This window comes from Geobacter argillaceus (assembly GCF_007830735.1).
In the GTDB taxonomy this organism is placed as follows: Bacteria; Desulfobacterota; Desulfuromonadia; order Geobacterales; family DSM-12255; genus Geomobilibacter; species Geomobilibacter argillaceus.
In genome coordinates this window covers 35,796-60,598 of record NZ_VLLN01000021.1, presented here as the reverse complement: position 1 = coordinate 60,598, position 24,803 = coordinate 35,796, and the positions used below count along the sequence as shown (strand labels likewise).

Annotated in this window: 18 protein-coding genes; 17 read left to right on the top strand and 1 reads right to left on the bottom strand. The window is 58.7% G+C overall.

What is annotated here, in order from left to right; genetic code table 11:
- Positions 1 to 11: 11 nt before the first annotated feature.
- The 4 genes from JN12_RS15325 (at position 12) to JN12_RS15310 (ending at position 5,164) form a co-directional block, all read left to right on the top strand.
- On the top strand, positions 12 to 536 hold the full coding sequence (locus JN12_RS15325; RefSeq protein WP_211360556.1) for a (2Fe-2S)-binding protein: 525 nt from the start codon (positions 12 to 14) through the stop codon (positions 534 to 536).
- 2 nt (positions 537 to 538) lie between these two features.
- A complete protein-coding gene (locus JN12_RS15320) occupies positions 539 to 2,824 on the top strand; it encodes a xanthine dehydrogenase family protein molybdopterin-binding subunit (RefSeq protein WP_145024305.1) in 2,286 nt (761 codons plus the stop codon).
- Positions 2,821 to 3,894 carry an FAD binding domain-containing protein gene (locus JN12_RS15315; RefSeq protein ID WP_145024303.1) on the top strand — a complete coding sequence of 358 codons (1,074 nt, stop codon included), beginning with the start codon at positions 2,821 to 2,823 and terminating at the stop codon, positions 3,892 to 3,894. Before JN12_RS15320 ends, JN12_RS15315 begins: the two co-directional genes overlap by 4 nt.
- A 112-nt stretch (positions 3,895 to 4,006) precedes the next feature.
- Complete coding sequence (locus tag JN12_RS15310; protein ID WP_145024301.1) at positions 4,007 to 5,164, top strand: ABC transporter substrate-binding protein; 1,158 nt, start codon at positions 4,007 to 4,009, stop codon at positions 5,162 to 5,164.
- Between the two features lie 379 nt (positions 5,165 to 5,543).
- Here the strand turns inward: JN12_RS15310 and yjjJ are convergent, their stop codons facing one another.
- Positions 5,544 to 6,947, bottom strand: a complete 1,404-nt coding sequence (gene yjjJ, locus JN12_RS15305; protein ID WP_170241941.1) for a type II toxin-antitoxin system HipA family toxin YjjJ — start codon at positions 6,945 to 6,947, stop codon at positions 5,544 to 5,546.
- Between the two features lie 358 nt (positions 6,948 to 7,305).
- Between yjjJ and oah the strand changes: the two genes are divergently transcribed.
- The 13 genes from oah (at position 7,306) to JN12_RS15240 (ending at position 24,786) form a co-directional block, all read left to right on the top strand.
- Positions 7,306 to 8,451 (top strand): 6-oxocyclohex-1-ene-1-carbonyl-CoA hydratase, encoded by a 1,146-nt coding sequence (gene oah, locus JN12_RS15300; RefSeq protein ID WP_145024297.1) that lies wholly within the window; start codon positions 7,306 to 7,308, stop codon positions 8,449 to 8,451.
- Between the two features lie 145 nt (positions 8,452 to 8,596).
- Entirely contained in the window at positions 8,597 to 9,073 is a 477-nt protein-coding gene (locus JN12_RS15295; protein ID WP_145024295.1) for a VOC family protein, read from the top strand.
- Positions 9,060 to 9,947: a radical SAM protein gene (locus JN12_RS15290; RefSeq protein WP_145024293.1), complete on the top strand. Its 888-nt coding sequence runs from the start codon at positions 9,060 to 9,062 to the stop codon at positions 9,945 to 9,947. The genes JN12_RS15295 and JN12_RS15290 overlap by 14 nt, the downstream gene beginning before the upstream one ends.
- A gap of 613 nt (positions 9,948 to 10,560) precedes the next feature.
- A complete protein-coding gene (locus JN12_RS15285; protein ID WP_145024291.1) occupies positions 10,561 to 12,519 on the top strand; it encodes an aldehyde ferredoxin oxidoreductase N-terminal domain-containing protein in 1,959 nt (652 codons plus the stop codon).
- Positions 12,520 to 12,571: 52 nt separating this feature from the next.
- The gene (locus JN12_RS15280; RefSeq protein WP_145024289.1) at positions 12,572 to 13,111 is read left to right on the top strand and encodes a 4Fe-4S dicluster domain-containing protein; all 540 of its coding nucleotides are present in this window, start codon (positions 12,572 to 12,574) and stop codon (positions 13,109 to 13,111) included.
- Between the two features lie 26 nt (positions 13,112 to 13,137).
- Complete coding sequence (locus JN12_RS15275; RefSeq protein WP_145024287.1) at positions 13,138 to 14,292, top strand: (Fe-S)-binding protein; 1,155 nt, start codon at positions 13,138 to 13,140, stop codon at positions 14,290 to 14,292.
- A gap of 66 nt (positions 14,293 to 14,358) precedes the next feature.
- The gene (locus JN12_RS15270; protein WP_145024285.1) at positions 14,359 to 17,415 is read left to right on the top strand and encodes an FAD-dependent oxidoreductase; all 3,057 of its coding nucleotides are present in this window, start codon (positions 14,359 to 14,361) and stop codon (positions 17,413 to 17,415) included.
- 41 nt (positions 17,416 to 17,456) lie between these two features.
- On the top strand, positions 17,457 to 18,224 hold the full coding sequence (locus JN12_RS15265) for a hydrogenase iron-sulfur subunit (RefSeq protein ID WP_145024283.1): 768 nt from the start codon (positions 17,457 to 17,459) through the stop codon (positions 18,222 to 18,224).
- Between the two features lie 28 nt (positions 18,225 to 18,252).
- Positions 18,253 to 18,705 carry a complex I 24 kDa subunit family protein gene (locus JN12_RS15260; RefSeq protein ID WP_145024281.1) on the top strand — a complete coding sequence of 151 codons (453 nt, stop codon included), beginning with the start codon at positions 18,253 to 18,255 and terminating at the stop codon, positions 18,703 to 18,705.
- A 10-nt stretch (positions 18,706 to 18,715) separates the two neighbouring features.
- Positions 18,716 to 20,623, top strand: coding sequence for an NADH-quinone oxidoreductase subunit NuoF (locus JN12_RS15255; protein ID WP_145024279.1), 1,908 nt, complete (start codon positions 18,716 to 18,718; stop codon positions 20,621 to 20,623).
- Between the two features lie 12 nt (positions 20,624 to 20,635).
- Positions 20,636 to 21,286 (top strand): 2Fe-2S iron-sulfur cluster-binding protein, encoded by a 651-nt coding sequence (locus tag JN12_RS15250; RefSeq protein WP_145024277.1) that lies wholly within the window; start codon positions 20,636 to 20,638, stop codon positions 21,284 to 21,286.
- A 190-nt stretch (positions 21,287 to 21,476) separates the two neighbouring features.
- Positions 21,477 to 22,268, top strand: a complete 792-nt coding sequence (locus JN12_RS15245) for an IclR family transcriptional regulator (protein ID WP_145024275.1) — start codon at positions 21,477 to 21,479, stop codon at positions 22,266 to 22,268.
- Positions 22,269 to 22,812: 544 nt separating this feature from the next.
- A complete protein-coding gene (locus JN12_RS15240; RefSeq protein ID WP_145024273.1) occupies positions 22,813 to 24,786 on the top strand; it encodes an aldehyde ferredoxin oxidoreductase N-terminal domain-containing protein in 1,974 nt (657 codons plus the stop codon).
- Positions 24,787 to 24,803 lie beyond the last annotated feature (17 nt).

The window sequence follows — 24,803 nt, the reverse complement described above, 5'->3', positions numbered from 1 at the left end:
GGAGGAAACGCATGGCTGAAATGAGCGACACAATAAGGTGCACGGCGGAGCGGGTCGGCTTCCTGGTCAACGGAAATCAGGTGGAGCTGGAGATCGGCAGCCAGCCCCACCAGGTGGCCACCTCCCATACCCTTGCCCATACCCTGCGGGAGACGCTGGGGCTGACCGGCACCAAGATTACCTGCGACAACGGCGCCTGCGGATCGTGCACCGTGCTGATGGACGGGACGGCGATCCTTTCCTGCATGACCCTGACCGTCGAATGCCAGGGGAAAAGCATCGTTACCATCGAAGGGTTGGCGGATCCGAAGAGTGGCAGGCTCGATCCCCTGCAGCAGTCGTTCATCGACCACACCGCCTTTCAGTGCGGTTTCTGCACACCCGGCATGATCCTGAGCGCCAGGGCGCTCCTGGACGCGACCCCTTCTCCCACCGAGGAGGAGGTGAAGGAGGCGCTGTCCGGCAACTTCTGCCGCTGCATCAGTCACTACCAAGTGGTGAGGGCGGTCATGGCAGTGGCGGAAGGGGGAGAGTGACCATGGCCGAAGAGTACCGCTTCATCGGCAAGCCGACCCGGCGCAAGGATGCACGGGACGTCGTTACCGGGGCAACGGCATATCTGAATGACATCCGGTTCCAGAATCTGCTGTACGGCAGGGTGCTGCGCAGCCCGCATCCCCACGCCTTGATCAGGCGGATCGACAAGAGCCGGGCGGAGAGCCTTCCCGGGGTGCGGGCCGTCCTCACCTGGGAGGACGTGCCCGACTGGCGGGGCGGGACCCCACGGGTGGTCCGCATCCTGGACCGCAAGGTGCGCTACGTTGGGGATGCCGTGGCGATCGTGGCCGCCGACAGCGAAGAGCTGGCCAAAGAGGCGCTTCGGCTCATCGATGTGGAATACGAACCGCTTCCCGCCGTCTTCGATGTTGAGGAGGCAATGAAGCCCGGTGCCCCCCAACTCTACGACGAACTGCCCGGCAACATCGTCACCCCCGGTACCCCGACATTTGGTCCCACCTGCCTGACGGAAGTCGTCACGGGAGACGTGGAAAAGGGGTTTCGTGAGGCGGACGTGACAGCCGAAGGAAGCTTCGGCTACGAAAACATACCCAACCCGATTCCGCCCGAACCGCCGGGGGCGGTGGCCTTGTGGGAGGAGCCGGACCGGGTGACGCTCTGGGTGTCGAACCAGGCATCATACCTGGACAAGATCATCCTGTTCCATCTGTTCGGAAGGCACGTAGAGGTGCGCACCCATGGCGCGGCCTGCGGCGGCAGCTTCGGCACCAAGCTCATGTCCTGGCAGGTGCAGGCCTATGCGACGCTCCTGAGCCGGGCCACGGGGAGGCCGGTCAAGATCATCTTTACCAAGGAAGAGCATATCGCCGCCTTTGTCCTGCGGCCGGGCTCGCGCATGCATGCCAAGGTAGGGATGAAGAGGGACGGCACGGTGACCGCGGTTTCCGGCACCTGGCTTGTCGATACCGGGTACTACTCCGCGACGACGCAGGCCCAGGTTGCCGTGGGGTGCGGCGAGGTGCAGATCATGACCCGCTGCGCCAACTGGGATCTGCGGACCGCCGTTGTCTGTACCAACCGGAACGCCTCGGGCAGTGTCAGGGGGTTCGGTGGCCAGGAACTGAAATGTGCGTTTATCCCGGTGCTGTGCCAGGCCATGGAAAAGCTGGCGCTCGACCCGGTGGCATTCATCAAGAAAAATTACGTGAAGCCGGGCGATGGCTACTTCTGGCGGGATGGCAACTGGTACACCTACCGGGGGATCGACTACACCGAGGCGATGGAAAAGGGTGCGCAGCGTTTCGGCTGGCAGGAGAAGTGGCACGGCTGGCTGAAACCGACCTCCGTTGACGGTGCCAAACGGCGGGGGGTCGGGGTCGGGGTGCACGGCAATGCCGATATCGGCGAGGATTCGTCGGAGGCCTACGTGCGCCTGCACCCCGACGGGAGTGCCATCCTCTTTTCCTGCATCACGGAGCACGGCACCGGGCAGCGGAGCAACTACGTGAAGATGGTGGCCGAGGTGCTGCAGATCCCCATGGAGCGGATCACGGTGACGCCTGCCGACTCTTTGATCAACCCGTTCGAGTACGGCCCGTTCGGCTCCCGGGGGACCTACGCCATCGGCAGCGCGGCCATCAGGGCAGCGGAGGACGCCAGGCGCCAACTCTTCGAACTGGTCGCCCCGCGCCTGGATGCGCAGCCTGAGGAGCTGGAGACGGAAGACGGGGTGATCTATGTCCGGTCGAACCCGGAAAGGCGCCTCCACTGGAAAGCGATGGGGCACGAGCGGACCATCATGGGGTACGGCCGGTTCGACCCGGATTTTACCCTGGCCAACTGCATGACCACCTTCGTGGAGGTGGAGGTGGATACGGCGACCGGCAAGGTGGATCTGATCCGGGTGGTGAATGCCACCGATGTGGGGCAGATCATCGACCCGCCGGGCCTGGAAGGGCAGCTGAACGGCTGCCTCGGCTCCTCCGGCATCGACAGTGCCCTGTTCGAGGAAACGGTGCTCGACCGTACCACCGGCCATATCCTCAATGCCAACATGATCGACTACAAGTGGCGTACCTTTGCCGAACTCCCGGTCATCGACAACGTGGTCCTGGAGACCCCGGTTGCCAGCCACCGCTTCAAGGCGATCGGCGTGGGGGAGGTGGCCACGTCGCCCGGCCCCATGGCGATCCTCATGGCCGTCTCCAACGCGCTCGGCGTCTGGCTGAACGAATATCCGGTCACCCCGGAGAGGGTCCTTGCCGCACTCGGCAGGGTGTCGGCCGGCCGCGGAGGTGCCCGATGAGAACCTTTGTCCATCTCAATGCCCGGAGTGTCGATGAGGCGGTAGAGGCACTGGTGTCGTACAACGGCAGGGCCCGGCTCAATGCCGGGGGAACCGATCTCTTCGGCCTCCTGAAGGACGAGTTCCTGCCGGAATATCCCGAGGCGATCGTCAATATAAAGACCATCACCGGACTCGATCAGATCTGGACGGATGAGGGCGTGCTGCGGATCGGCGCCCTGGCAAGGCTCGTTGACCTGGCGAATTCTCCCCTTTTGAGGGAGCGGTACGGAGCGCTGGCCGAGGCTGCCCATAGCGTGGCTTCCCCCCAGCTCCGCAACGTCGCCACCATCGGCGGCAATATCTGCCAGGATGTGCGCTGCTGCTATTACCGCTATCCCCGCCACCTGGGCGGCCCCATAAACTGCGCCCGCAAGGGGAACGGTCCCTGTCTGGCCGTGAAAGGCGACAACCGCCAGCACGCCATCATGGAGGGGCGGCGCTGTTTCGCCGTCTGTCCCTCCGATACCGCGGTGGCCCTGGCCCTCTACGATGCGCAGCTGGTCGTGGTCGGGCCGGCCGGTGAGCGGCGGATAGGGATCGGGGAGTTCTACACCCCCCTGGGCAACGTTCTGAACGGAAATGAACTGGTTAGGGAGATCGAGATCCCGGCACTTACCGGTCCGTGCCGGCAGACCTTTCACAAGTTCACCCTCAGAAAGCCGATCGATTTCGCCATTGTCAGTGTGGCAACCGCTGTCAGTGTCAGTGATGGCGTCTGTAGCGACGCTCGAATAGCCGTGGGCGCCGTGGCTCCTGGCATTCATCGGGCAATGGCGGCAGAGGAGTTCCTGCTGGGGCGTCCCCTGAACGAAGATTCGGCGGCCCAGGCAGGCGAACTGGCGGTAACGGGCGCACGGCCGCTGAGCCGTAACGGATACAAGGTTGAGATCGCCAGGACCCTTGTTGCCAGGGCCCTCCTGGGAAAAAGGGCCGGGGCTGGCGTTATGTCTGAGGAGGTCCGGACGTCGCAGGAGGAGGGGAGGCCGGGGTGCGACATCCACGGCCATGGTGGGCATGGGGCGGGCTAGCTATCCGAGAGGGTCCCGACTAATAACGGCATCGAATAGCGCAAAAAACAAACGAGTAGCAGGGACACAACCGGTGCGCTTGCAAGGGCCACCCACTTAAAGGAGGCGTGATATGAAACGGAGTATGGTCGTTATCAGTATGGTTGCCGTCATGGCGACCGCCACTGCTGCACGGGCTGACATCACGATTGGTGTGAACCTCTCTTCCACAGGCCCGGCGGCGTCTCTCGGCATGGCGGAAAAAAATGCCGTCACCCTCGGTCCCTCGGTCATTGCCGGGCAGAAGGTCCGCTACGTGGTCTATGATGACGCCACCGATACCACCGCCGCCGTGCAGAACGTGAAACGCCTGATCTCGGAGGGAAAGGCCGATTTTTTGATCGGGCCAACCACTTCACCGGCCGGCCTGGCGGTTGTTTCAGTAGCTGCTGAAGCCAAGACCTCCATGATCCAGCTTGCACCAAGTCCCGCCCCTATTGCCGCCGGTGATGAAAAGCGCAAGTGGATTTTCTACGGCCCGCCGACCGCTGATATCTACGCTGCCGCCCTGATCAGGCACATGGTCAGGAAAGGGGTCAAAACAGTTTCGGTAATCTCCGTGGATGATGCCTACGGTGAGAGTTGTGTTGCGGCATACAAGAAGCTCGCAGATCAAAAGGGGATCAAGACCCTGACTGTCGAGAAATACAAGAGAACCGACACCAGTGCCACCGGTCAGGTATTGCATGCGATGCAGGGGAATCCCGATGCAGTATATATCGCGGCCTCCGGGACGCCGGGGGCACTTCCGCATATTGCGCTGATCGACCGCGGCTACAAGGGCAAGATCTACCAGTCGGGCGGTTCTGCCTCCGCTGAATTTCTCCGTGTCGGCGGGAAGGCCTTGGAGGGTTCGTTCATGCTCGGATTACCTCTCCTTGCGGCGGAACAGTTGCCAGCTGACTATCCAGCCAAGAGAGAAGCTTTGGCGTTTGCGAAGGCCTATGAAGCGAAGTACGGACCCCGCTCCATGTTTGCTGCCCAGGTCTGGAATTCAATGAAGATCCTTGAAGCGACAGTCCCCAAGGCCCTGAAGGCTGGCAAGCCCGGTACGGAGAAATTCCGGGTTGCTTTACGTGACGCCATCGAGAGCACCAAAGGGCTTAAGGGCGCCGGGATGGTTTTAACCTTTTCCCCCACCGATCATACGGGGATCAACCAACTGGGCATGTGTGTGCTGAAGGTGGAAAACGGCAAATGGAAGCTGGAAGATCTCGCTGACTACAAGTAGTCCGAGGTAGTGCCAAGGGTGCCAACGCAGGGCGCTCCTGAATGACCGCCACAATATCGTTAACTGTGAGGGTAATTTCTTCTGGGTAAACCCCCACCTCTGGTGGGGGACCCCCAACGTTCGACAGTTCCGGAAGTATGCCTAGATGTTGCAGTTTCGGGTTTTGATTTTGTCTTAATCGATTGCGAATAGGCCCCTTGAGGGGCCAGCAATCGTAAAGCCCCCGGCTTTGCAGGGGGCGAATTACTTTAGACGGAATTGGGAGTTGTAGGGGGGGCAAGGGGATGTTGTCATGGGACTTGAATCCACAATAAGACGACGAGGGTGGCAAAAGGGGCGAAAGAAAAGAGCGGTGAGGCCAATCAGCAATGGCTGCTCCTTAACGGCTCCGTTGCCCAGGCACCGGTTCAGCTCCTTCCGACAAAGATACAAGACGAGGGCCGCCTTGGAGTGCTCTGAGTGTCTCGATATTGCCACTGCACGTGCGGCGAAACTCCTCGGAAATTCTGGAATCTTTCACCACCTGGCCCCAGAACCGTAGTGCAGCGTCCAGCGCCGAAGTCCATTCCAGGGCCGCTGGCGTTCGTCGCGGGGTAAACTCCGGTTTTGGGCCCCGTCCCTCTTTCGGACGATAGAGCATGGGCAACATGTCGTATGCCGGTGCCAGGCTGAAGCGCTTGTGGCTCAAGCCGGCCGGGATGAGCGAGATATTCCCGAAGTGTTGGTCAGTGTTCCCGATCAAATCGCCGAAAAGGGACAACCAACGAATCGCCGATCCCTCCCCGGGGGAGAGCAGCCTCTCTGCTTCCAGCCTGTTTGCCATCGTGACCCAGTTGCTACCCTGGCCAACAAATTCGTTATCGACAGCGCCAAGGGAATTCATCGGAAGCCGGCCGGAAAGGCCGATTCTGTCAAAGCGCCTGACCTCCAGGAAGGTGCGGTCGCCAGCCTGCAGGATCATGCTTTCAGCTGCCCGTATTCCCGATGCTGCGATGATTTCGGACGCGATGCTTTCGCAGATGAGCAGATCAGCCCAGCGCTGGCCTTCTTCCGTATCCATCCCGGGCGAGAACTTGACGAGTACATGGTGGATGTCGCCATCATTGATGATGGCAGTGAACTTGGGCTGTTCGCCGCCAGCTGATGAGCCGGCAGGGTCGCCCGCGATTGCTCTCTCTGCCAGCCTTGGGTACTCGCTCGCCCGCTCTGACAGATCTATGATCTGTTTAGGTGACGCCACCGCCTCGAAGTATCTGGTAATGGATTCGTGGCCGAGAATCAGGTTCCCCATACAGTCTTCACCGCGGTAGGAAAGAGCGATCAACATATGATCGTTGTTCCAGTCTATAAGACGCGGCGGCAGGTTCAGGTCCTGGTGCTGGCGATGCGCAAAGGCCCGCCCGACGAATCCCTCCGGACAGATGTCACGGATGAACCAGGGGAGGTCTCTATAGAGGACCGGCGGGCCGTCTTCAGCCGGTTCCCAGAAGTATGAGGATTCCCAGACCGAGTACAGCTTTCCTGCGATTCGTGCGTTCCCGTCCTTGTCGACCTGGCACACGGGGAATTCGTGGCCCAAACCTCTTATGTTCCTGGGTCGTGCATATATGGTCGACCGGGCCTTGCCGATTGTCAGGACGCTGTTGCCAAGGGATGTCAGCAACCTGGAAAGCGAAGCCTGGCTGATATCCAGACGCTTCATGAGTTCAGCGGCATTGGCAGGTCTTACCGCCAGGATTGCGAGCAGTTGCTGCTGGGACTTTTCCCTCGAAATTGTGCTCATTTTTGGTTGGATTCCTGAATTGATCATTGAATAGATAGTTGAATATAAGATTACGTTAAAAACCCAGGAGTGTCAACTAACTAGCAGTTGTGACGCTGGTCAGGGTGAATAGATTTTCGAATTGCCCCCCACGACGACAAGTATTTTGACATTTGGGGACAAATAAGGTGGGGGCAGGGCATCGGCTCAGCCCCGCCTGCGTTGGACTTGCCGGGAAAAATTCTCCCAAAGATTCATCGGCAAACAAAAAATGCTTGACGTTATTTTGGTATAGTGGTACCAGTTTACATGAATGTGGTGTTAAACGATGTTTTGTTGTGAAACAAATTACCCAACTCAACGATAGGAGGAAGAAACGATGGCCACAACAGACGAGATAATTGCCCGGACCGCACCGAAGCACCTGATCGATCACAACCTGATCGACCGAGACGTGGAGAGCCTGTGCGACGGCATGGTGCGATATGAGAAGCGGCCGGCCAAGCTTCGTGACGGCAGCGTGGCGGAGGGGATCTACAACGCCTGGATCGTCCTGAACAATCCCAAGCAGTACAACTCCTACACCACCGACATGGTCAAGGCCGTCATCCTGGCCTTCCGCCGCGCCTCGGCCGACCGCGAGGTGAACGCCGTGGTGTTCACCGGCGTGGGCGACAAGGCGTTCTGTACCGGCGGCAACACCAAGGAATACGCCGAGTACTACGCCGGCAACCCCCAGGAGTACCGGCAGTACATGCGGCTGTTCAACGACATGGTCTCGGCCATTCTCGGTTGTGACAAGCCGGTTGTCTCCCGGGTGAACGGGATGCGGATCGGCGGCGGGCAGGAGATCGGCATGGCCTGCGACTTCACCATCGCCCAGGATCTGGCCAACTTCGGCCAGGCCGGTCCCAAGCACGGTTCGGCCGCCATCGGCGGGGCCACCGACTTCCTGCCGCTGATGATCGGCTGCGAGCAGGCCATGGTTTCGGGTACGCTGTGCGAGCCGTTTTCGGCTCACAAGGCGGCCCGTCTGGGGATCATCTGCGACGTAGTGCCGGCGCTGAAGGTGGGTGGCAAATTCGTCGCCAACCCGACCGTCGTAACCGACCGGATGCTGGACGAGTACGGCCGGATCGTTCACGGTGAGTTCAAGACCGGTGCCGCCTTCAAGGAAGGCCAGGCATTGATCAAGGAAGGGGAGGTCGACCTCGGCATGCTGGATCAGAAGGTCGAGGAGCTGTGCGCCAAGCTGCTGGATACCTTCCCGGAGTGCATGACCAAAAGCCTGGAAGAGCTGCGCAAGCCGAAACTGCAGGCGTGGAACCTGAACAAGGAAAACTCCCGCGCCTGGCTGGCGCTGAACATGATGAACGAGGCCCGCACCGGCTTCAGGGCGTTCAACGAAGGGACCAAGGAAACCGGCCGCGAGATCGACTTCGTTAAACTGCGTCAGGCCCTGGCCAAGGGGACGCCGTGGACCGAGGAGATCATCGATAGCCTGATGCCGGCTGTCAAGAAGTAACAACTGACTGTCAACAAAAAGGCAAGATACGAACAGGCCCCCTCTTGATCCAAGAGGGGGCCTGTTCGTCAGATCAACGGTCCTGCATTAGCAAGTCCCCCTTTAAGAAAGGGGGGTAACTTACGGCACGACTACGGAGGGCAGGATGAAGGTCAAAAAACTGGATCACCTCTGCATAGCGGTGAAGGACCTCAATGCCGCCCGGAAGGTCTGGGAACCGGTCCTCGGCAAGAGCTGTCCTGACGACTCCTACGAAGACGAGCCGGAGAAGATCCGGGTTGCCCGTTACTGGCTGGCCGGGGTGGGGTTCGAGCTGATGGAGTCCACCACTCCCGACGGCCCGGTCGCCAGATGGATCGAGAAGAACGGCGAGGGGATCATGCTCGTTGGCCTCAACGTCGAGAACACCAGACACGCCGTTCAGGAACTGGAGGGGAGGGGATATCCGTTCATCCCGCCCGTTGACCCGCTTCCCGGCGACAGTACCGGTAAGGCCCGGCCGTTTAGGGACTGCGAGTATGCCATGATTCACCCGAAAACAATGAATGGCGTACTCCTCGAACTCATCGACTACCAGTGGAAGGAACTCGGAGATGAGGGGGCGCCCGATGTGGAATCGTGACAGCCTTGATTACGAAGGCGCCATCTATCGTCCCCCCAGCGAAGCCCGCTCCATCATCCTGCAGGCAACCATAGGCTGTTCCCACAACCGGTGCACCTTCTGCGCCAGCTTCAAGGACAAGCGGTTCCGGATCAAAGACCGGGCCACCATCGAGGCGGACCTGCAGAAGGCCGCCCGCCTCTACCGGGGTTTCAAACGGCTGTTCGTCGCCGACGGTGACGCCCTGATCATGCCGATGAACGAGTGGCGCTGGCTTCTGCCCGCTATACGCAACTATCTGCCGTGGGTGGAGCGGGTGGGTGTCTACGCCACCGGCCGGGGCATCCGTAAAAAGACTCCCGAAGAACTGGCATGGCTGGCCGACAACCGGCTCGGCATCATCTACCTGGGGGTTGAAAGTGGTGATCCGCAGACCCTTGACTATGTCCGGAAGGAATCCAGTGCCGAGCAGTTGATCGAGGCGGGACAGAAGGTGAAAGCCGCCGGCATCGGGCTGTCCGTGACCGTTCTGCTCGGTATCGCGCCAACCGGGCGCAGCCTTGATCACGGACGCCAGACCGGCCACCTGCTCACGGCCATGGACCCCGACTATGTCGGTGCTCTGTCAATGATCCTCTGCCCGGGGACCGAACTGGAAGAACGGGTAAACCGGGGAGAGCACCAGGTGCCAACGCCGGTGGAGCTGCTGGCGGAGCTGCGGGAAATGCTTGCCCATACTGAGCTGTCGCAGGGGCTGTTCATGGCCAACCACGCTTCCAACTACCTCCCCCTCAAAGTGGAGATGCCTCGGGGCAAGGCCAGGGCATTGGCCCTGCTCGATGCCGCGATCCAGGGGCAGGTACAGTTACGACCCGAATCCTATCGGGCGTTATAAGCGCTGGTGCTCTGCGCTCAGATCAGAATCAATTTTCAGTTCGATGTTTGATTTACCCATACCTCCAGAGCAATAATACTTCCTTAAAAACATGGAAAAGAGCTTGCCTAAGCGTTTCAGTTCGGAAGGTATGTGTGCGCCCGGAATCTGTTGCCGGACAATGAATTCCCGTCAGGTCACGACTGTCTGTTGTCTCGGAATAATACATATAATGAAATTACGTTTCACTGATTGAAAAGCTCGACACTCAGTCCTGAAACAAGCACTACGGCTGCCATTTTGAGATCACGGCAGGTATGATCCCCCGTAGTCTGCCCTCATCTCCTTTCTGTTGCAGGCACTAAAATAAAAATGGTGTTCTACTGAAAAAAACTTGACTGCAAGAATAAAAACGGTATTATGGTACCAGGTTGCTTCATTGCGGTCTGCTGGTGGTTGGAAATGCGATGGGAAGTGTGTCCGTGTATACAAAATTTGTTTGACAACGAATTATTAAAATGGTATTCTGGTACCAAGTTACGTGAATTGGTTTTTGCTGTTACGGGCGCGCTGTGTTTGAGTCGGTCTTGTTGGCCGACACCATGAATTAAGGTGATCTGGAAGGGGAGAGCGAATGAGGTACGCAGAGACTGGATACAATTTGGAGATCGACCTGTCCCGTGGAGCTATCGAGAGGGTTGCAACCGATCCGAGAGACACCGAGATGTATCTCGGTGGTCTGGGAACAAATGCCAAGCTGCTGTGGGACAGGGTCCCCCCTGAAGTCGATGCATTTTCACCCGATAACCTCCTGATATTTGCGGCAGGCCTGTTATGCGGAACGCCGGCTACCGGGTGCAACCGCACAATAGTTTCCACCATTTCTCCCCAGACCAAGTTGATGGCATTTTCCATGATGGGGGGGTTCTGGGCGCCGGAATTGAAGTATGCCGGGTATGACAAGGTGATCCTCCGCGGCAAGTCCCCCAACTTGGTCTATCTGTACATAAACAATGACAAGGTGGAGATCCGTGACGCTTCCCATTTGAAGGGCAAAGGGGCGATCGAGACCGCCGAGATCATCAAGAAGGAATTGAATGAACCGAGTGCTCAGGTGGCGGCCATCGGCTTGGCCGGAGAAAACCGGGTCTTTTATGCTTCCATCGAACAGGGCAGGTCAAGTGCCAGTCGCGGCGGTATCGGTGCCGTCATGGGAGACAAAGGGGTCAAGGCGGTCGTGGTGCGCGGGACAAAGGATCTCTGTGTCGCCAAGCCGCAAGAGTATATGGATCTTTGTAACGAAGTGCTCGGCTACATAAAACACCGGGAGGATAATCCGATCCCCGACGTCATGCCGATTCTTGCCGGCCTCGGGTCGCCGCAGGAGATGAAGGTTCATGATGAGAAGTGGCATACCGAGAACTTCAACTGGGGCAATGCCCGCACCCGTCGCAAGGATTTCTGGACCGAGGATGTCGACAAGGCCTGGGCGGAGACGATGGAGAAGGCCAGGACGCGCCTGATCAGCTGTTACAACTGCCCGATGAAGTGCGGTGCGACCATTTCCATGGAGGGGCTGCCAACCTACATGATGAAATGTTTCACCAAGCTCACCTATACCATGGGCGCCTATTCGGACCTGGATTTCGGTTTGCGGATCGCCCAGAAGGCCACTGAGTACGGGCTGGACGGTTTCTCCGCGCCGCAGGTGATGGCCTTTGCCCTTGAGCTCCTCGAGAAAGGGATACTGACCGACGCCGACTTTCCGGGGATGCCGGAGGATAACGAAGGACGATTCTTCTATCTGCTTGACAAGATCGTCACGCGGGACGGTATCGGCGATCTGCTGGCCAACGGTACCTATTGGGCGGCACAGGAGATCGGCAAGGGCGCGGAAGAGTACGCCCACAACAACATCAAGAAGCACGAGCAGTTGCCGCTCAAGCTCTCCATGCTGAACCCCATCTACTACCTCATGTATTGCACCGGGGAGAAGATAAACATCACCCAGATCGAAGGGCAGTTCCCCCAGGCACCGTATCCCACAAAAGAGCAGCGGGAGGCGTTTGTCAAGGACTGGTTCCAGGTTCCGGATGAGAAATTCAAGCAGATTTTCCTGGATTGGGAACCGCGCGGTGAAAAATCCATGCCGCACTACCCGACAGTGGACATGTGCTGCGATATCGTTGACTGGCAGGAGATGATGCATTACATCGATGACGCCCTCGGTCAATGTGCCGGTCTATCGTCATTCCCCCTGAAGCCCCCGTATCACATCCACAATTATCCGAAGTTCATCTCGGCAGGGGCCGGGATCGACATGGATAAAGAAAAGCTGACCAAGGCGGCCAAGCGATACCGCACCCTGGTCAGGGCCATAAACATCAGAAGGGGCATGAGACGGATCGACGAGACTCCGCCGGCGAACCACTGGAAAAACAGGTTCCCGGAGCTTGAGAAGGATCTGTTGGATTCGTACTACAAGCTCAAGGGGTGGAATGACGACGGTATCCCTACCAAGGAAACCCTGGATGAACTGGGCCTGGGCTACGTAAGCGAGGAATTCCTTAAGAGGGGAATTCTGGCGGGGTAGTGAGAACTTGTTCCTGCGGCATTAGGGACACACAAGAGTGGAGGGCGTGACCTTGAACAGTGATACGAACAAAAGAATAGTCAAAACCATCAATATCGATGCCGACAAATGCAACGGCTGCCGGGCCTGCGAGGTGATCTGCTCCGCTTTCCATGCCATGCCGAAATACAGCAGCAACAACCCGGCCCGCTCCAGGGTCAGGGTGGTGCGTGACCCGCTCAGAGACATCTATGTCCCCCTCTACGCGGGTGAGTACACGGAATCCGAATGTATCGGCCGGGACAAGTACATTATTGACGGCAAGGAATATGACGAGTGCGGTTTCTGCCGGGCCTCCTGCCCGTCCCGTGATCTGTTCCGGGAACCCGATTCCGGCCTGCCGCTGAAATGCGACCTGTGCGATGGCGAAGAGGAGCCGCTGTGTGTCAAGTGGTGCCTGGTTGGCGCCCTGACCATCACGGAACGGGAAGTTGATGTCGTGGACGAACAAAAGAAGGAAGAGATGGAGATTGGCCTGGAGTCGTTGGTAACCAGGTTTGGCATCGAGAAGGTAGCTGATGCGGTTGCGCAGATATCCAAAGAGAAACGCTAAATCGAAAGAACGGGACAGGTGATATCGTGGAGACCGTAACCCCTTATAAAGAAATAGTTGATGTCATCAAGGAAAAGGGTGGCGATTCTTTTAAGTACTGTTATCAGTGCGGACTGTGTGATTCGGTATGTCCGTGGAACAGGGTCCGGAAGTTCAGCATGCGCAAGATTGTCCGCCAGGGCACGTTCGGACTGGCAGAGATCGAGCAGGAGGATATCTGGCGCTGCAGCACCTGTGGCACCTGCCCCAGCCGCTGCCCCAGGGGCGTGAACCAGATAGAGGCCGGGGTTGCCCTGCGCAAGATCGCCGCGGAATACGACGTCTATCCGGGGCAGGCCGGCACGGTCCGCAACGTCGTGGCCAGTCTCACGTCCGAAGGGAACTCCATAGGCGGTGAGCGGGCAAAGCGGGGGGACTGGGCAAAGGATCTGCCGGTAAAACCTTACACCGAAGGGATGGAACTCCTGTACTTCACCGGCTGCTACCTGAGCTACGACCCGCGCATGAGGAAGGTTGCTGCCGCCACGGCCGCAGTGCTCAACAAGGCCGGCGTGGATTTCGGCATCCTCGGTTCCAAGGAGAGCTGCTGCGGGGAAAGCATCCGCAAGACCGGCAACGAGGATCTGTTCAAGCGGTTGGCCAAGGAGAACATCAAGCAGTTCATCGACAACGGGGTGAAGAAGGTGCTGGTCTCCTCTCCCCACTGCTACCATACCTTCAAGAACGAGTATCCCGAGTTCATGGTCAACTTCGAGGTGGTGTTCATCTCCCAGTACATTGCCCAACTCATCAATGAGGGGAGGCTCAAGATCACCGGGGAGTTCGCCAAGAGAGTCACCTATCACGATCCCTGCTATCTGGGGCGTCACAACGGGATCTACGACGAGCCGCGTGAGGTCCTGAAGGGCATCCCCGGTCTGGACCTGCGGGAGATGGCCGATAACCGGGAAAGCAGCTTCTGTTGCGGCGGCGGTGGCGGCAGGATCTGGATGGAGACCCCCAAGGAGGAGCGTTTCTCCGACCTGCGGCTTCGGCAGGCAGTCGATGTCGATGCCCAGGTGCTGGCCACCTCCTGTCCTTACTGCATCACGAACTTTACGGACAGCAGCCTGGACCTGGAGCCGGGTCAGGCGCTCGAGATCAAGGACATTGCGGAGATCGTCCTGGAAGTGATTGAGTAATCTGCCGGAAACCTGGCGACGGACGAAAGAGAACCGAACAGCAATTCAGCCGAAGGATAGACTTCTATGACTACCGCAGAGAGAAATATTGGTGACGTACTTATTGTCGGTGGCGGGATCAGCGGCATTCAGGCCTCACTCGACCTCGCCAATTCGGGATTCCGGGTTTATCTGGTCGACAAGTCGCCGGCGCTCGGCGGCAAGATGTCCCAGTTGGACAAGACCTTCCCCACCAACGACTGTTCCATGTGCATCGAGTCCCCCAAGTTCATCGAATGCGCCCGGAACCCCAACATCGAGATCATCACCTATACCGAAGTTGAGCGTGTCGAGGGTGAGGCCGGCGACTTCAAGGTGACGCTGCTCAAAAAGCCCCGATACATATCCGAGGAGAAGTGCACCGGGTGCAACATCTGTGTCGACTACTGCCCGGTTAAGATCCCCGATCCGTTCAACCAGAACCTGTCAGAGAACAAAGCGGTCCATATCTACTTCTCCCAGGCAGTTCCCCTTGTGACGTACGTGGACCCGGAAACCTGCCTCTACCTCAAGGAAGGCAAGTGTCAGATCTGCGTCGGTGCCTGCAAGACCAAGGCGATTGATCTCCACCAGAAGCCGGAGCGGATGGAGGTGGAAGTCGGGGCGATTCTGCTTTCTCCGGGCTACGAGACGTTCAATCCGAAGCTCAGGAACGATTTCGGCTACGGCAGGATGCCGAACGTCGTGACCAGCCTGGATTTTGAGCGGATACTCTGCGCCACCGGTCCGTACGAGGGGGAGATCCTGCGTCCCTCCGACAAGAAGCACCCCCACAAGATTGCCTGGATTCAGTGCGTCGGCTCACGGCAGGTAACCCCCGGAGGCAACAGCTACTGTTCGGCGGTCTGCTGCGCCTACACCCAGAAGCAGGTGATTCTGGCCAAGGACCATAGTGCCGATCTCCATGCCACGGTATTCCATAACGATATCCGGGCACACGGCAAGGATTTCGAGCGGTTCTATCAGCGGGCGGAAAAGCTCTCCGATGTCCGTTTCATCCGCAGCTATGTCACGGTGGGGAGAGAGATCGAGAGCAGCAAGAACGTCACCATCAGGTACTCGACCTTTGAAGACGGGGTCAAAGAAGAAGAATTCGATCTCGTCGTGCTGTCGGTCGGCCTGAACCCGCCGAAAGATGTGGAAGCGCTGGCCGAGAAATTCGGCATAGAGCTCAACCCCCAGGGTTTCTGCAAGACCAACCCGTACAATCCGATCGAGACCAACCGCAAGGGGATCTTCGTGAGCGGGGCCTTCCAGGGGCCGCTGGACATTCCGGAATCTGTCGTGACGGCCAGCGGTGCAGACGCCCTCTGCGGCCAGCTGCTCGCCTCCCGGCGGGGCAGGCTGGAGAGGGAAAGGGTCTATCCGGCGGAGCGGGACGTCTCCCAGGAGGAGCTCAAGATCGGGGTTGTCGTCTGCTACTGCGGCGCCAACATCGGCCGGGTCGTCGACATCCCTGCCGTTATTGAATACGCCTCCACACTGCCCAATGTTTCCTGGGCCGGCGAAAACCTGTTTGCCTGTTCCACCGAAAACGCCAAGCAGATATCCGATGCCATCGTGGAAAAGGGGTTGAACCGCGTTGTGTTGGCAGCCTGTACCCCGCGGACCCATGAGCCGCTGTTCCGGGACACCTGCCGTGAGGCGGGCCTCAACCAGTACTTCTTCGAGTTCGCCAACATCCGCGAGCACTGCTCCTGGGTCCACTCGCGGGAAAAGGAAAGCGCCACCGAAAAGGCCAAGGATATCGTCAGGATGTCCGTGGCCAGGGCCGCCCATCTGGAGCCGTTGCAGGAATTCCAGCTGCCGGTCGATCACACGGGACTGGTGGTCGGTGGTGGCCTGGCCGGAATGACCGCTGCCCTGAACATGGCCGAACAGGGTTTCGAGGTGTACCTCATCGAGAAGGAAACGGACCTTGGCGGCATGGCCAGGAGGATCAGCTATACCCTGGAAGGGATGGACGTGCAGGGACATCTGAGCGGTCTCATCCGCAAGGTGTACCAGCATCCCCGGGTGCACGTGTCGACCGATGCCACCATCATGGAGGTCTCGGGCTACGTGGGGAATTTCACGACCAGGGTGAAAACCCAGTTGGGTGCCAGGGAGATCAAGCACGGAACAGCCATCATCGCCACCGGTGCCCAGGAGTACAAGCCCACCGAATACCTCTACGGCGAGAACGAGCGGGTGTTGACCCAGTTGGAGCTGGAAGGGGAGATCACCCGGCAGAGTGAAAAAGTGCTCGGCGCCCGGAGCGTGGTGATGATACAGTGCGTGGGCTGCCGACAGGCGGACCGGAACTACTGCAGCCGCGTCTGTTGCAGCCAGGCGATAAAGAACGCCCTGAAGCTCAAGGAGATCAACCCGGAAATCGACATCCATGTCATCTTCCGGGATATGAGAACCTACGGCTTCAAGGAGAACTACTATCGCGAGGCGTCCAACCAGAATGTGAAGTTCATTCGTTACGAGCCGGATGGCAAGCCGGTAGTGGCGGCAGCCGGCAGCGGCTTCACGGTGACCGTGCCCGATCCGGTCCTGGGACAGGTCATGGAACTGGAGGCAGACCTGATCGTCCTGGCTGCCGCGGTCATCCCGTCCGACTCCACCCAGGAGGTAGGCCGCTTCTTCAAGGTCTCCATGAACCCGGACGGCTTCTTCCAGGAAGCCCACGTGAAGCTCAGGCCGGTCGACTTTGCCGCGGACGGGGTGTTCCTCTGCGGGACGGCCCACTATCCGAAACATATCACGGAAACGATCAGCCAGGCCTATGGCGCAGCCGGCCGCGCCGTCGGCATCCTCTCACGGGAGACGGTCACGGCCTCCGGGGCAGTCTGCGATGTGAATGAGAGCGCCTGTATATCCTGCGGGGCATGTATTACCTGCTGTAATTATGGCGCCATCGAGTTTGCCGATACGCCGAACGGCAAAAAGGCCCGGGTCAAATCGATCCTCTGCAAAGGTGACGGTCTCTGTAACACGAAGTGTCCCACCGGCGCCATCTACCTGAAGCACTACACGGATGACGAAATCTTCGCCCAGATCGACGAGGCGATTCCAGCCCGTAAAAAGGCCCACTAAGGAACAAAGCCAGGTATTCCCGGCTTGGAAAGGAGATAAGCATGAGTACAGGATTAGATCATAAACCGAGCGTCGTCGGCTTTCTCTGCACGTGGTGAGCGTACGGCGCTGCCGACCTGGCTGGAGTTTCCAGACAGCAATATACAACTGAAACCAAGATTATTCGCGTAATGTGCACCGGCAGAGTCGACTTGGCATTCGTGCTCAGGGCGTTCTCGAACGGCGCGGACGGGGTGTTCATCGGGGGGTGCTGGCCCGGCGAATGCCACTACGTCACCGAAGGCAATTTCGATGTACTGAAGAATGTGTATATAGCCAAGATGATACTGGAGCGGATCGGGGTAAACCCCGAACGGTTGCGTCTCGAATGGATTTCCGCCTCCGAGGGGATGCGCTACGCTGAAGTGATGAACGACTTCGGCAAGAAACTGAAGGCGATGGGGCCGCTCGGCAGAGGCGAGGGGATGGACGAGACCACCTTGAATCTCAAGCTGGAAGCAGTTTCGAAGATCGTACCCTACATCAAGCTGGTGGAACGTGAGAGACTACGGCCTCGTATGAAAAGCGAGGAAGAGTACAAAACCTACTTCGCCAGCGAAGATGTTGCCCGGCTTTTCGACGAATTGGTGATGGACAAGCTGGCGATCAGCGAGATCACACTACTCCTGCGGGACAAACCCCTTACCACCGGGGAGATTTCACAGTCTCTCGGCCTGAAGGCCTCGGTCGTGGCGAGACATCTGAAAAGTTCGACGCTGCACGGCTTGATCAGGTTCGACGAGGGGCAGAAGCGTTACGCACTGGCCTAAGCGAAGGACGAAGAAAAGGACGGCAACCATGGATATCGCGAAAATAGATGAGATCATCGAAAATCATAACGGCGAGGAAAGTTCGCTCATTCAGATCCTGCTGGATATCCAGAGCGAATATCATTGGCTTCCCAAGGAGGCGCTGGCCAGGGTCGGCGAAAGGCTGCAGGTGCCCATGAGCCGCATCCAGCAAATTGCCTCCTTTTACAAGGCCTTCAGCCTGGTTCCCAAGGGGCGCCATGAGGTGCACGTCTGTGTGGGCACCGCCTGCCACGTCCGTGGCGCCCAGCGTGTCCTCGATACGGTTCAGGACATTACCGGCATCGGTCCCGGCGAGACCGATGCGGAGTTGAAGTTCAGCGTGGAGACCGTCAACTGCCTCGGCTGCTGCGCCCTGGGACCGGTGATGGAAGTGGACGGCAAGCATCACGGCAACATCGCCCCGTCTCAGATCGCATCCGTACTGAATAACTGTGAGTAAGGGCCAAATTATGACAATGTTGAGCTCACCCGAAAAATTGGAATGCGCCAGGAAGGACATCGTCTCCCGGATCGATCCGACCAAGCCCTGTATCTCCGTCTGTGCCGGTGCCGGCTGTCTCGCCTCCGGGGCGGCCGAGGTCATTGCCGCCTTCAAGACGGAGCTTGAATTCCACGGCCTGACCACGGAAGTGAATACCAAGGGAACCGGCTGTCCCGGCTTTTGCGAGCGGGGGCCGATCGTGATGATCTACCCCGAGGAGATCTGCTATCTCCGCGTAAAACCCGAAGACGTTGCCGAGATCGTCTCCCATACCATCAAAGAGAAGAAACTGGTGGACCGCCTGCTCTATGTCGACCCGGCCACGGGCGAAAAGGCGACCCGGGAGTCGGACATTCCGTTCTACAAGAACCAGCAGCGAAACATTCTCAGCGAGAATCTCAGGATCGATTCCAAGAGCATCGACGACTACCTGGCCATCGGCGGCTACTCCGCGCTCTCCAAGGCTCTCTTCCAGATGTCCCCCGAAGAGGTGATGGGGGAGGTGAAGAAGTCGAATCTGCGGGGCAGAGGGGGGGGCGGTTTCCCTGCCTGGCGCAAGTGGGAGGAGTCCCGCAACGCCCCTGACCCGATCAAGTATGTGATCGTCAATGCCGACGAAGGTGACCCCGGGGCGTTCATGGACCGGGCACTGATCGAGGGGAACCCCCACTCGATTCTCGAAGGGTTGATTATCGGGGCTTACGCCGTCGGTGCCCACGAGGGGTTCATCTACGTCCGCCAGGAATACCCCCTGGCTGTCATCAACATCAATCTCGCCATCCGGCAGGCCCAGGAGCGCGGACTCCTCGGCAAGAACATCCTCGGGTCCGGGTTTGATTTCACCGTCAAGGTCCACATGGGCGCCGGCGCCTTTGTCTGCGGCGAATCCAGCGCCCTGATGACGGCCCTGGAAGGGCGGGCCGGCGAGCCGCGGCCCAAGTACATCCATACCGCCGTCAAGGGGGTTTGGGACCATCCGAGCGTCCTGAACAACGTGGAGACCTGGGCCAACGTAACGCAGATCATCAGCAAAGGGGCTGACTGGTTCACCCAGTTCGGCACCAAGGGGAGCACCGGGACCAAGATCTTCTCCCTGGTGGGCAAGATCACCAATACCGGTCTGGTCGAAGTGCCGATGGGCGTAACCCTGCGGGACATTATCGAGAAAGTGGGCGGCGGCATCCCCGGTGGCAAGCAGTTCAAGGCGGTGCAGACCGGTGGCCCTTCAGGGGGATGCATCCCCGAGGCGCAGCTGGATCTGCCGGTGGATTTCGATGAACTGACCAAGGCCGGCTCGATGATGGGGTCCGGCGGCATGATCGTCATGGACGAGGATACCTGCATGGTCGACATTGCCCGGTACTTCCTCGACTTCCTCAAGGACGAATCCTGCGGCAAATGCACTCCCTGCCGCGAGGGTATCCGACAGATGCTCAAGGTACTCACCAATATCACCATTGGCAAGGGTAAAGAGGGTGATGTCGAGCTTCTGGAGGAGCTGGCTGAGTCCACGGGTGCCGCCCTGTGCGCCCTGGGCAAAAGCGCCCCCAACCCGGTCCTGAGCACGATCCGTTATTTCCGGGAAGAGTATGAGGCGCACATCAAGCAGAAGAAGTGCCCGGCACTCTCCTGCAAGGAGCTGGTCGCGTTCCATATCGATCCGGACAAGTGCAAGGCCTGCGGCACCTGTTTCAGGCAGTGCCCCGCCGAAGCGATTGACGGCGGCAAGAAGCGGATTCATGTTATCGACCAGGAAAAATGTACCAAGTGCGGGACCTGCTTCGACGTCTGTCCGCCACGCTTCGGTGCGGTACGGAAGATTTCCGGCGAGCCGGTTCCGGCCCCCCTCCCTGAAGATAAACGAGCCATGGCTTAAGAGAGAAATGACATGAGTGAAATCCACTTGCAGATTGATGGAAAAGAGGTGGTCGCCAGCGAAGGGATGACCATTCTGGATGCGGCGAAGACAGTGGGGATAGCCATTCCCACACTGTGTCACCATGAGAAGCTGGAGCCGTACGGTGGCTGCCGGATATGCACGGTGGAAGTGGAAGTCCGTGGGTGGCCGAAGCTCGTTGCCGGCTGCATTTATCCGGTGGAAAAGGATCTGGTGGTACGAACCAGATCCGAGAAGGTGGACAAGATCCGCAAGGTGCTGTTGGAGGAGATGCTGGCCCACGCTCCTGACGCCGAGGAGTTGCAGGCGTTGGCAAAGGAGTACGGGGCGGACAGGGACCGGTTTGAAAAAGAGCCCTCGTTCTGCATCCACTGCGGCCTGTGCGTGAGGTACTGCGCCGAGATCAAGAAAAAGCATGCCGTCGGCTTCGTCGACCGGGGATCGAACCGGGAGATAAGCTTCATTCCCGAGATCGCCAGCAAGGAGTGCTGGGACTGCAAGGAGTGCTTCCCCCTCTGCCCGACATCGGCCCTCCAGGCGGCATACGTATTGGCAGAGTCGCTGATACCTCAGCCGGATGCAGAGTCGAGTTCCTGCTCCTGTTCGTGTTCCTGTTCCGGCAAGTCCGGGCACGGGGAGTAGCCGGCCGGTCAGCCTGGGCCGTGGTATAGTTTTGATTGGCCGGTAACGGCGTGGTCAGGCCTTGAAAGGAGCCGCATGGATGCTTCTCTTTCAAGGCCTGACCAGTTTTGTTTCCGATGTTTTTATCACGGGCTTGCTGAGATGGGGCGCGTGGGGATATAGTGCAATCGGTTAGGGGGCGTTTTCACGTATGACCGCAAATGGGAACCAACACGACGACAAGTATAACATCAGGGCAATCGAGCGGGCGCTCTCGGTGCTCGATGCCTTTGCCCGCGAGCGCCGGAAGCTCTCTCTGGACGAGCTTACCAAGCTGACCGGGCTTTCCAAACCCACCGTTTTTCGAATCCTTGCCACCCTGCAAAGGCAGAAATATCTTCTTCTGGACAAAAACGACGGACGCTACCGGCTCGGGTCGGTCTTTCTCACACTGGCCTCGTCGGTGCTCGGTTCGCTCAATCTCGGGGCGCTCGCCCGCCCCCACCTGATCGAGCTGCGCAACAGTGCCCAGGCCACGGTGCTCCTGGGTGCGCTCCTGGAAGATCATCTCGTTTATCTCGACAAGACCGAGGGGCGGGGACCGGTGAGACTGGCTGACGACATCGGCTGGCGGCGTGACCCTCCCAACTTCGGCATGCTGGGCATGACCCTCATGGCCTTTCTCGAACCCTCCGAGCAGGAGCGTCTGTTGCAGGAGTTTCCGCTAACGGCGCATACGCTGAAAACGATAACCGATCCCGATCTGTTCCGTCAGCGCTTGGCTGAGGTACGTCGGCTCGGGTATGTACTGGAGTTTGAAGAGGCGATTGACGGTGTGTGGGGAGTCGCAGCGCCGGTATGGAATGCGGCCGGTGAGGTGGTCGCCGCTGTTGGTGCGGCGTTGCCCGTGGGCCTGCAAAGCGAGGAGCGGGCCGCCGAGACTATAGCCAGTGTTACCGGCTGTGCCAGGGCAATCTCCTCCGACCTCGGCTACATGGGATAGCGCCTGCTATTCCCCTGTAGCAGCAGTTCGTTCCTGGATGCACCTCTCTTTTTGTCTCCCCTCTGCAGACGATCTTTATAGTCCCGCCTTCTTCATACACTACTCCCTTCAGCACTCTATCCGTAATTCGGCAGTTGCGAGAAGCCATCGTTCGGAGCTCGTGCAACTGCCGCTAACTGTATTGTTCAAGATGCGGAAATACTGTTTTGCCCATTGCTGCGAATCGCTGCATCTTCTCGTCGCGGAGGCTCGCGCTGCAAGATCGTACGCCACGGGGTCGGAGAATAAAATAGTGTTGACAATTTCTTTGCAGATCGATATTCTTGTGTAAAATAAAATATCATTTCACTGAGTGAAATGGCAGCGCCCGAAAAGGCGTTGCACAACTGGTGGATGACGGGCTGGCGTTGGGTGTGCGGCGCCAGTTGATTCGGTTTTGTTGAAAAATGGTAATTTGGTGCCGGATTGCTGTATGGGCCTGATGAGTTCTGACATTGTTCCTGGCAGTCGGAGACGGAATTGCCAACCAAGAAGGGGCAAGTAGATGAGATATACAGAGACAGGGTTTGATCTGGAAGTCGATTTGACCAAGGGCAATATCGAGAGAGTGGCGACCAGCCAGGAACTGACCGGCCGGTATCTCGGGGGGCAGGGCACTGCCGCGCAGATACTGTGGGACCGGGTTCCTCCGGAAGTCGATCCGCTTTCACCCAACAATCTGCTGATATTCAGCGCCGGTCTCCTTGATGGCGCGCCGGTTCCCGGTGCCAACCGTACCAGTATCAGCACGATCAGCCCCCAGTCCAACCTCTACATCAACTCGGGACTGGGAGGATTTTTCGGGCCGGAATTGAAGCAGGCCGGGTACGATAAAATCGTCATTCGCGGCAAGTCTGACAATCTGGTCTATCTGTGGATACACAACAACAAGGTGGAGATTCGTGACGCCGGTCATCTCCAGGGGAAAAACGCCCTGGAGACAGCAGCGCTCATCCGGCAGGAGTTGAAGGATCCCATGATCCAGGTGGCAGCCATCGGCCTGGCCGGGGAAAACCGGGTCTTTCAGGCGAGCATCGAACATGCCAACTCCAGTGCCTCCCGCGGGGTGGGGGTGGTCATGGGGGATAAGCGGCTGAAGGCGATAGCCGTGCGCGGGTCACGGGACATACCCGTTGCCCGGCCGGCCGAACTTTTCGAGCGCTGCAACCGCCAGTATGGAGATGTCTACGACAACCCGCACTGCGGCGATGTCTTTTTGAAAGAGGCTGACGATTCCTGGCATGTCAGCCACCTCGGCTGGCGCAATCCCCCCAACGGTTTTTGGAGCGAAGAGACCACCAGGGAACTGGCAGTGCGTGTCGAGCGCGATCATATGTCCTACCAGTGGGAAAACTACAGCCAGGAAATGGAAGAGGTGCACGAGACGATTGTGGAGAAAAGCGAGATCGTGCGCGGGACAGGGTGCTTCAACTGTCCCAAGAACTGCCATCTGGTGGTTTCCCTGCCGGGAGAGCGGATCTACTTCCTGAAAAACTACAGCCGGCTTGCCTACGCCATGGCGGCCTATCCGGATCTGAAGCTTAACTATGACGTTTTGAGCGCCATGCAGAACTACGGGCTGGACGAATTCGCCATACCGCAGGTTGTTGACTTCGTGGTCACGCTCCTTCAGGCAGGCATTCTGACCGATGCGGATCTGCCGGAGTTCCCGGCCGACAGCAGCGGCAGGTTCCTTTATCTCCTGGAGAAGATTGCCCGGCGCGAAGGGGTGGGGGATGCGCTGGCCAACGGCCTGTATCAGGCAGCCCGTACAATTGGCAAAGGGGCGGAAGCCTACGAGCGGAGCGCGAAAAAGATCGAGCAACTGCCAGTTAGGCTGCAAGAGGCCAATTACCCCCATTTTCTCATGTATGCCGTTGGCGACAAGATGAACATTACCCAGATCGAGGGCTCCTTCCCCCAGATACCGATTCCCGACCGCAAAGAAAGGGAAGCGTTTGTCGCGCAGTGGGATGCGGCCCCGGAGCGGTTCAAAAAGTGGTTCCTGGACTGGGAACCGGGTGAGCAACTCTCCATTGAAGCGGCGGTCAATATCGTCGACTGGAACGAGGCGATGCATTTCAGCGACGAGGCCCTCGGCATATGTCCGTTTCTCTCCTCGTTCAGAGGTCAGTACGGCGGCCACCCCTCCTATCACCTCCATAACCTGCCGACGTACATTTCCCTGGCCACTGGGGAGGAACTGGACGCGGAAGGGCTGGAGGCGATCGCGAAGAGAACCCGTCTTCTTGTCCGTGCCATCAATGTCCGGAGAGGGCTGCGCAGCTCTGAGGACAAAGTGCCGCAGGAGCTCTGGGAGAACAGGAATCCCGAACTGGAGCAGCAGCACCTCGATGCATACTACGCCTTCAAGGGGTGGACTCCTGAGGGGATACCCACCCGGGAGACGTTGGTCAGCGCGGGACTGGAGTACGTGAGCAGGGATTTTGCGGCACGAGGGATACTGACCGACAACTAGGATGTTAGCTATCCACA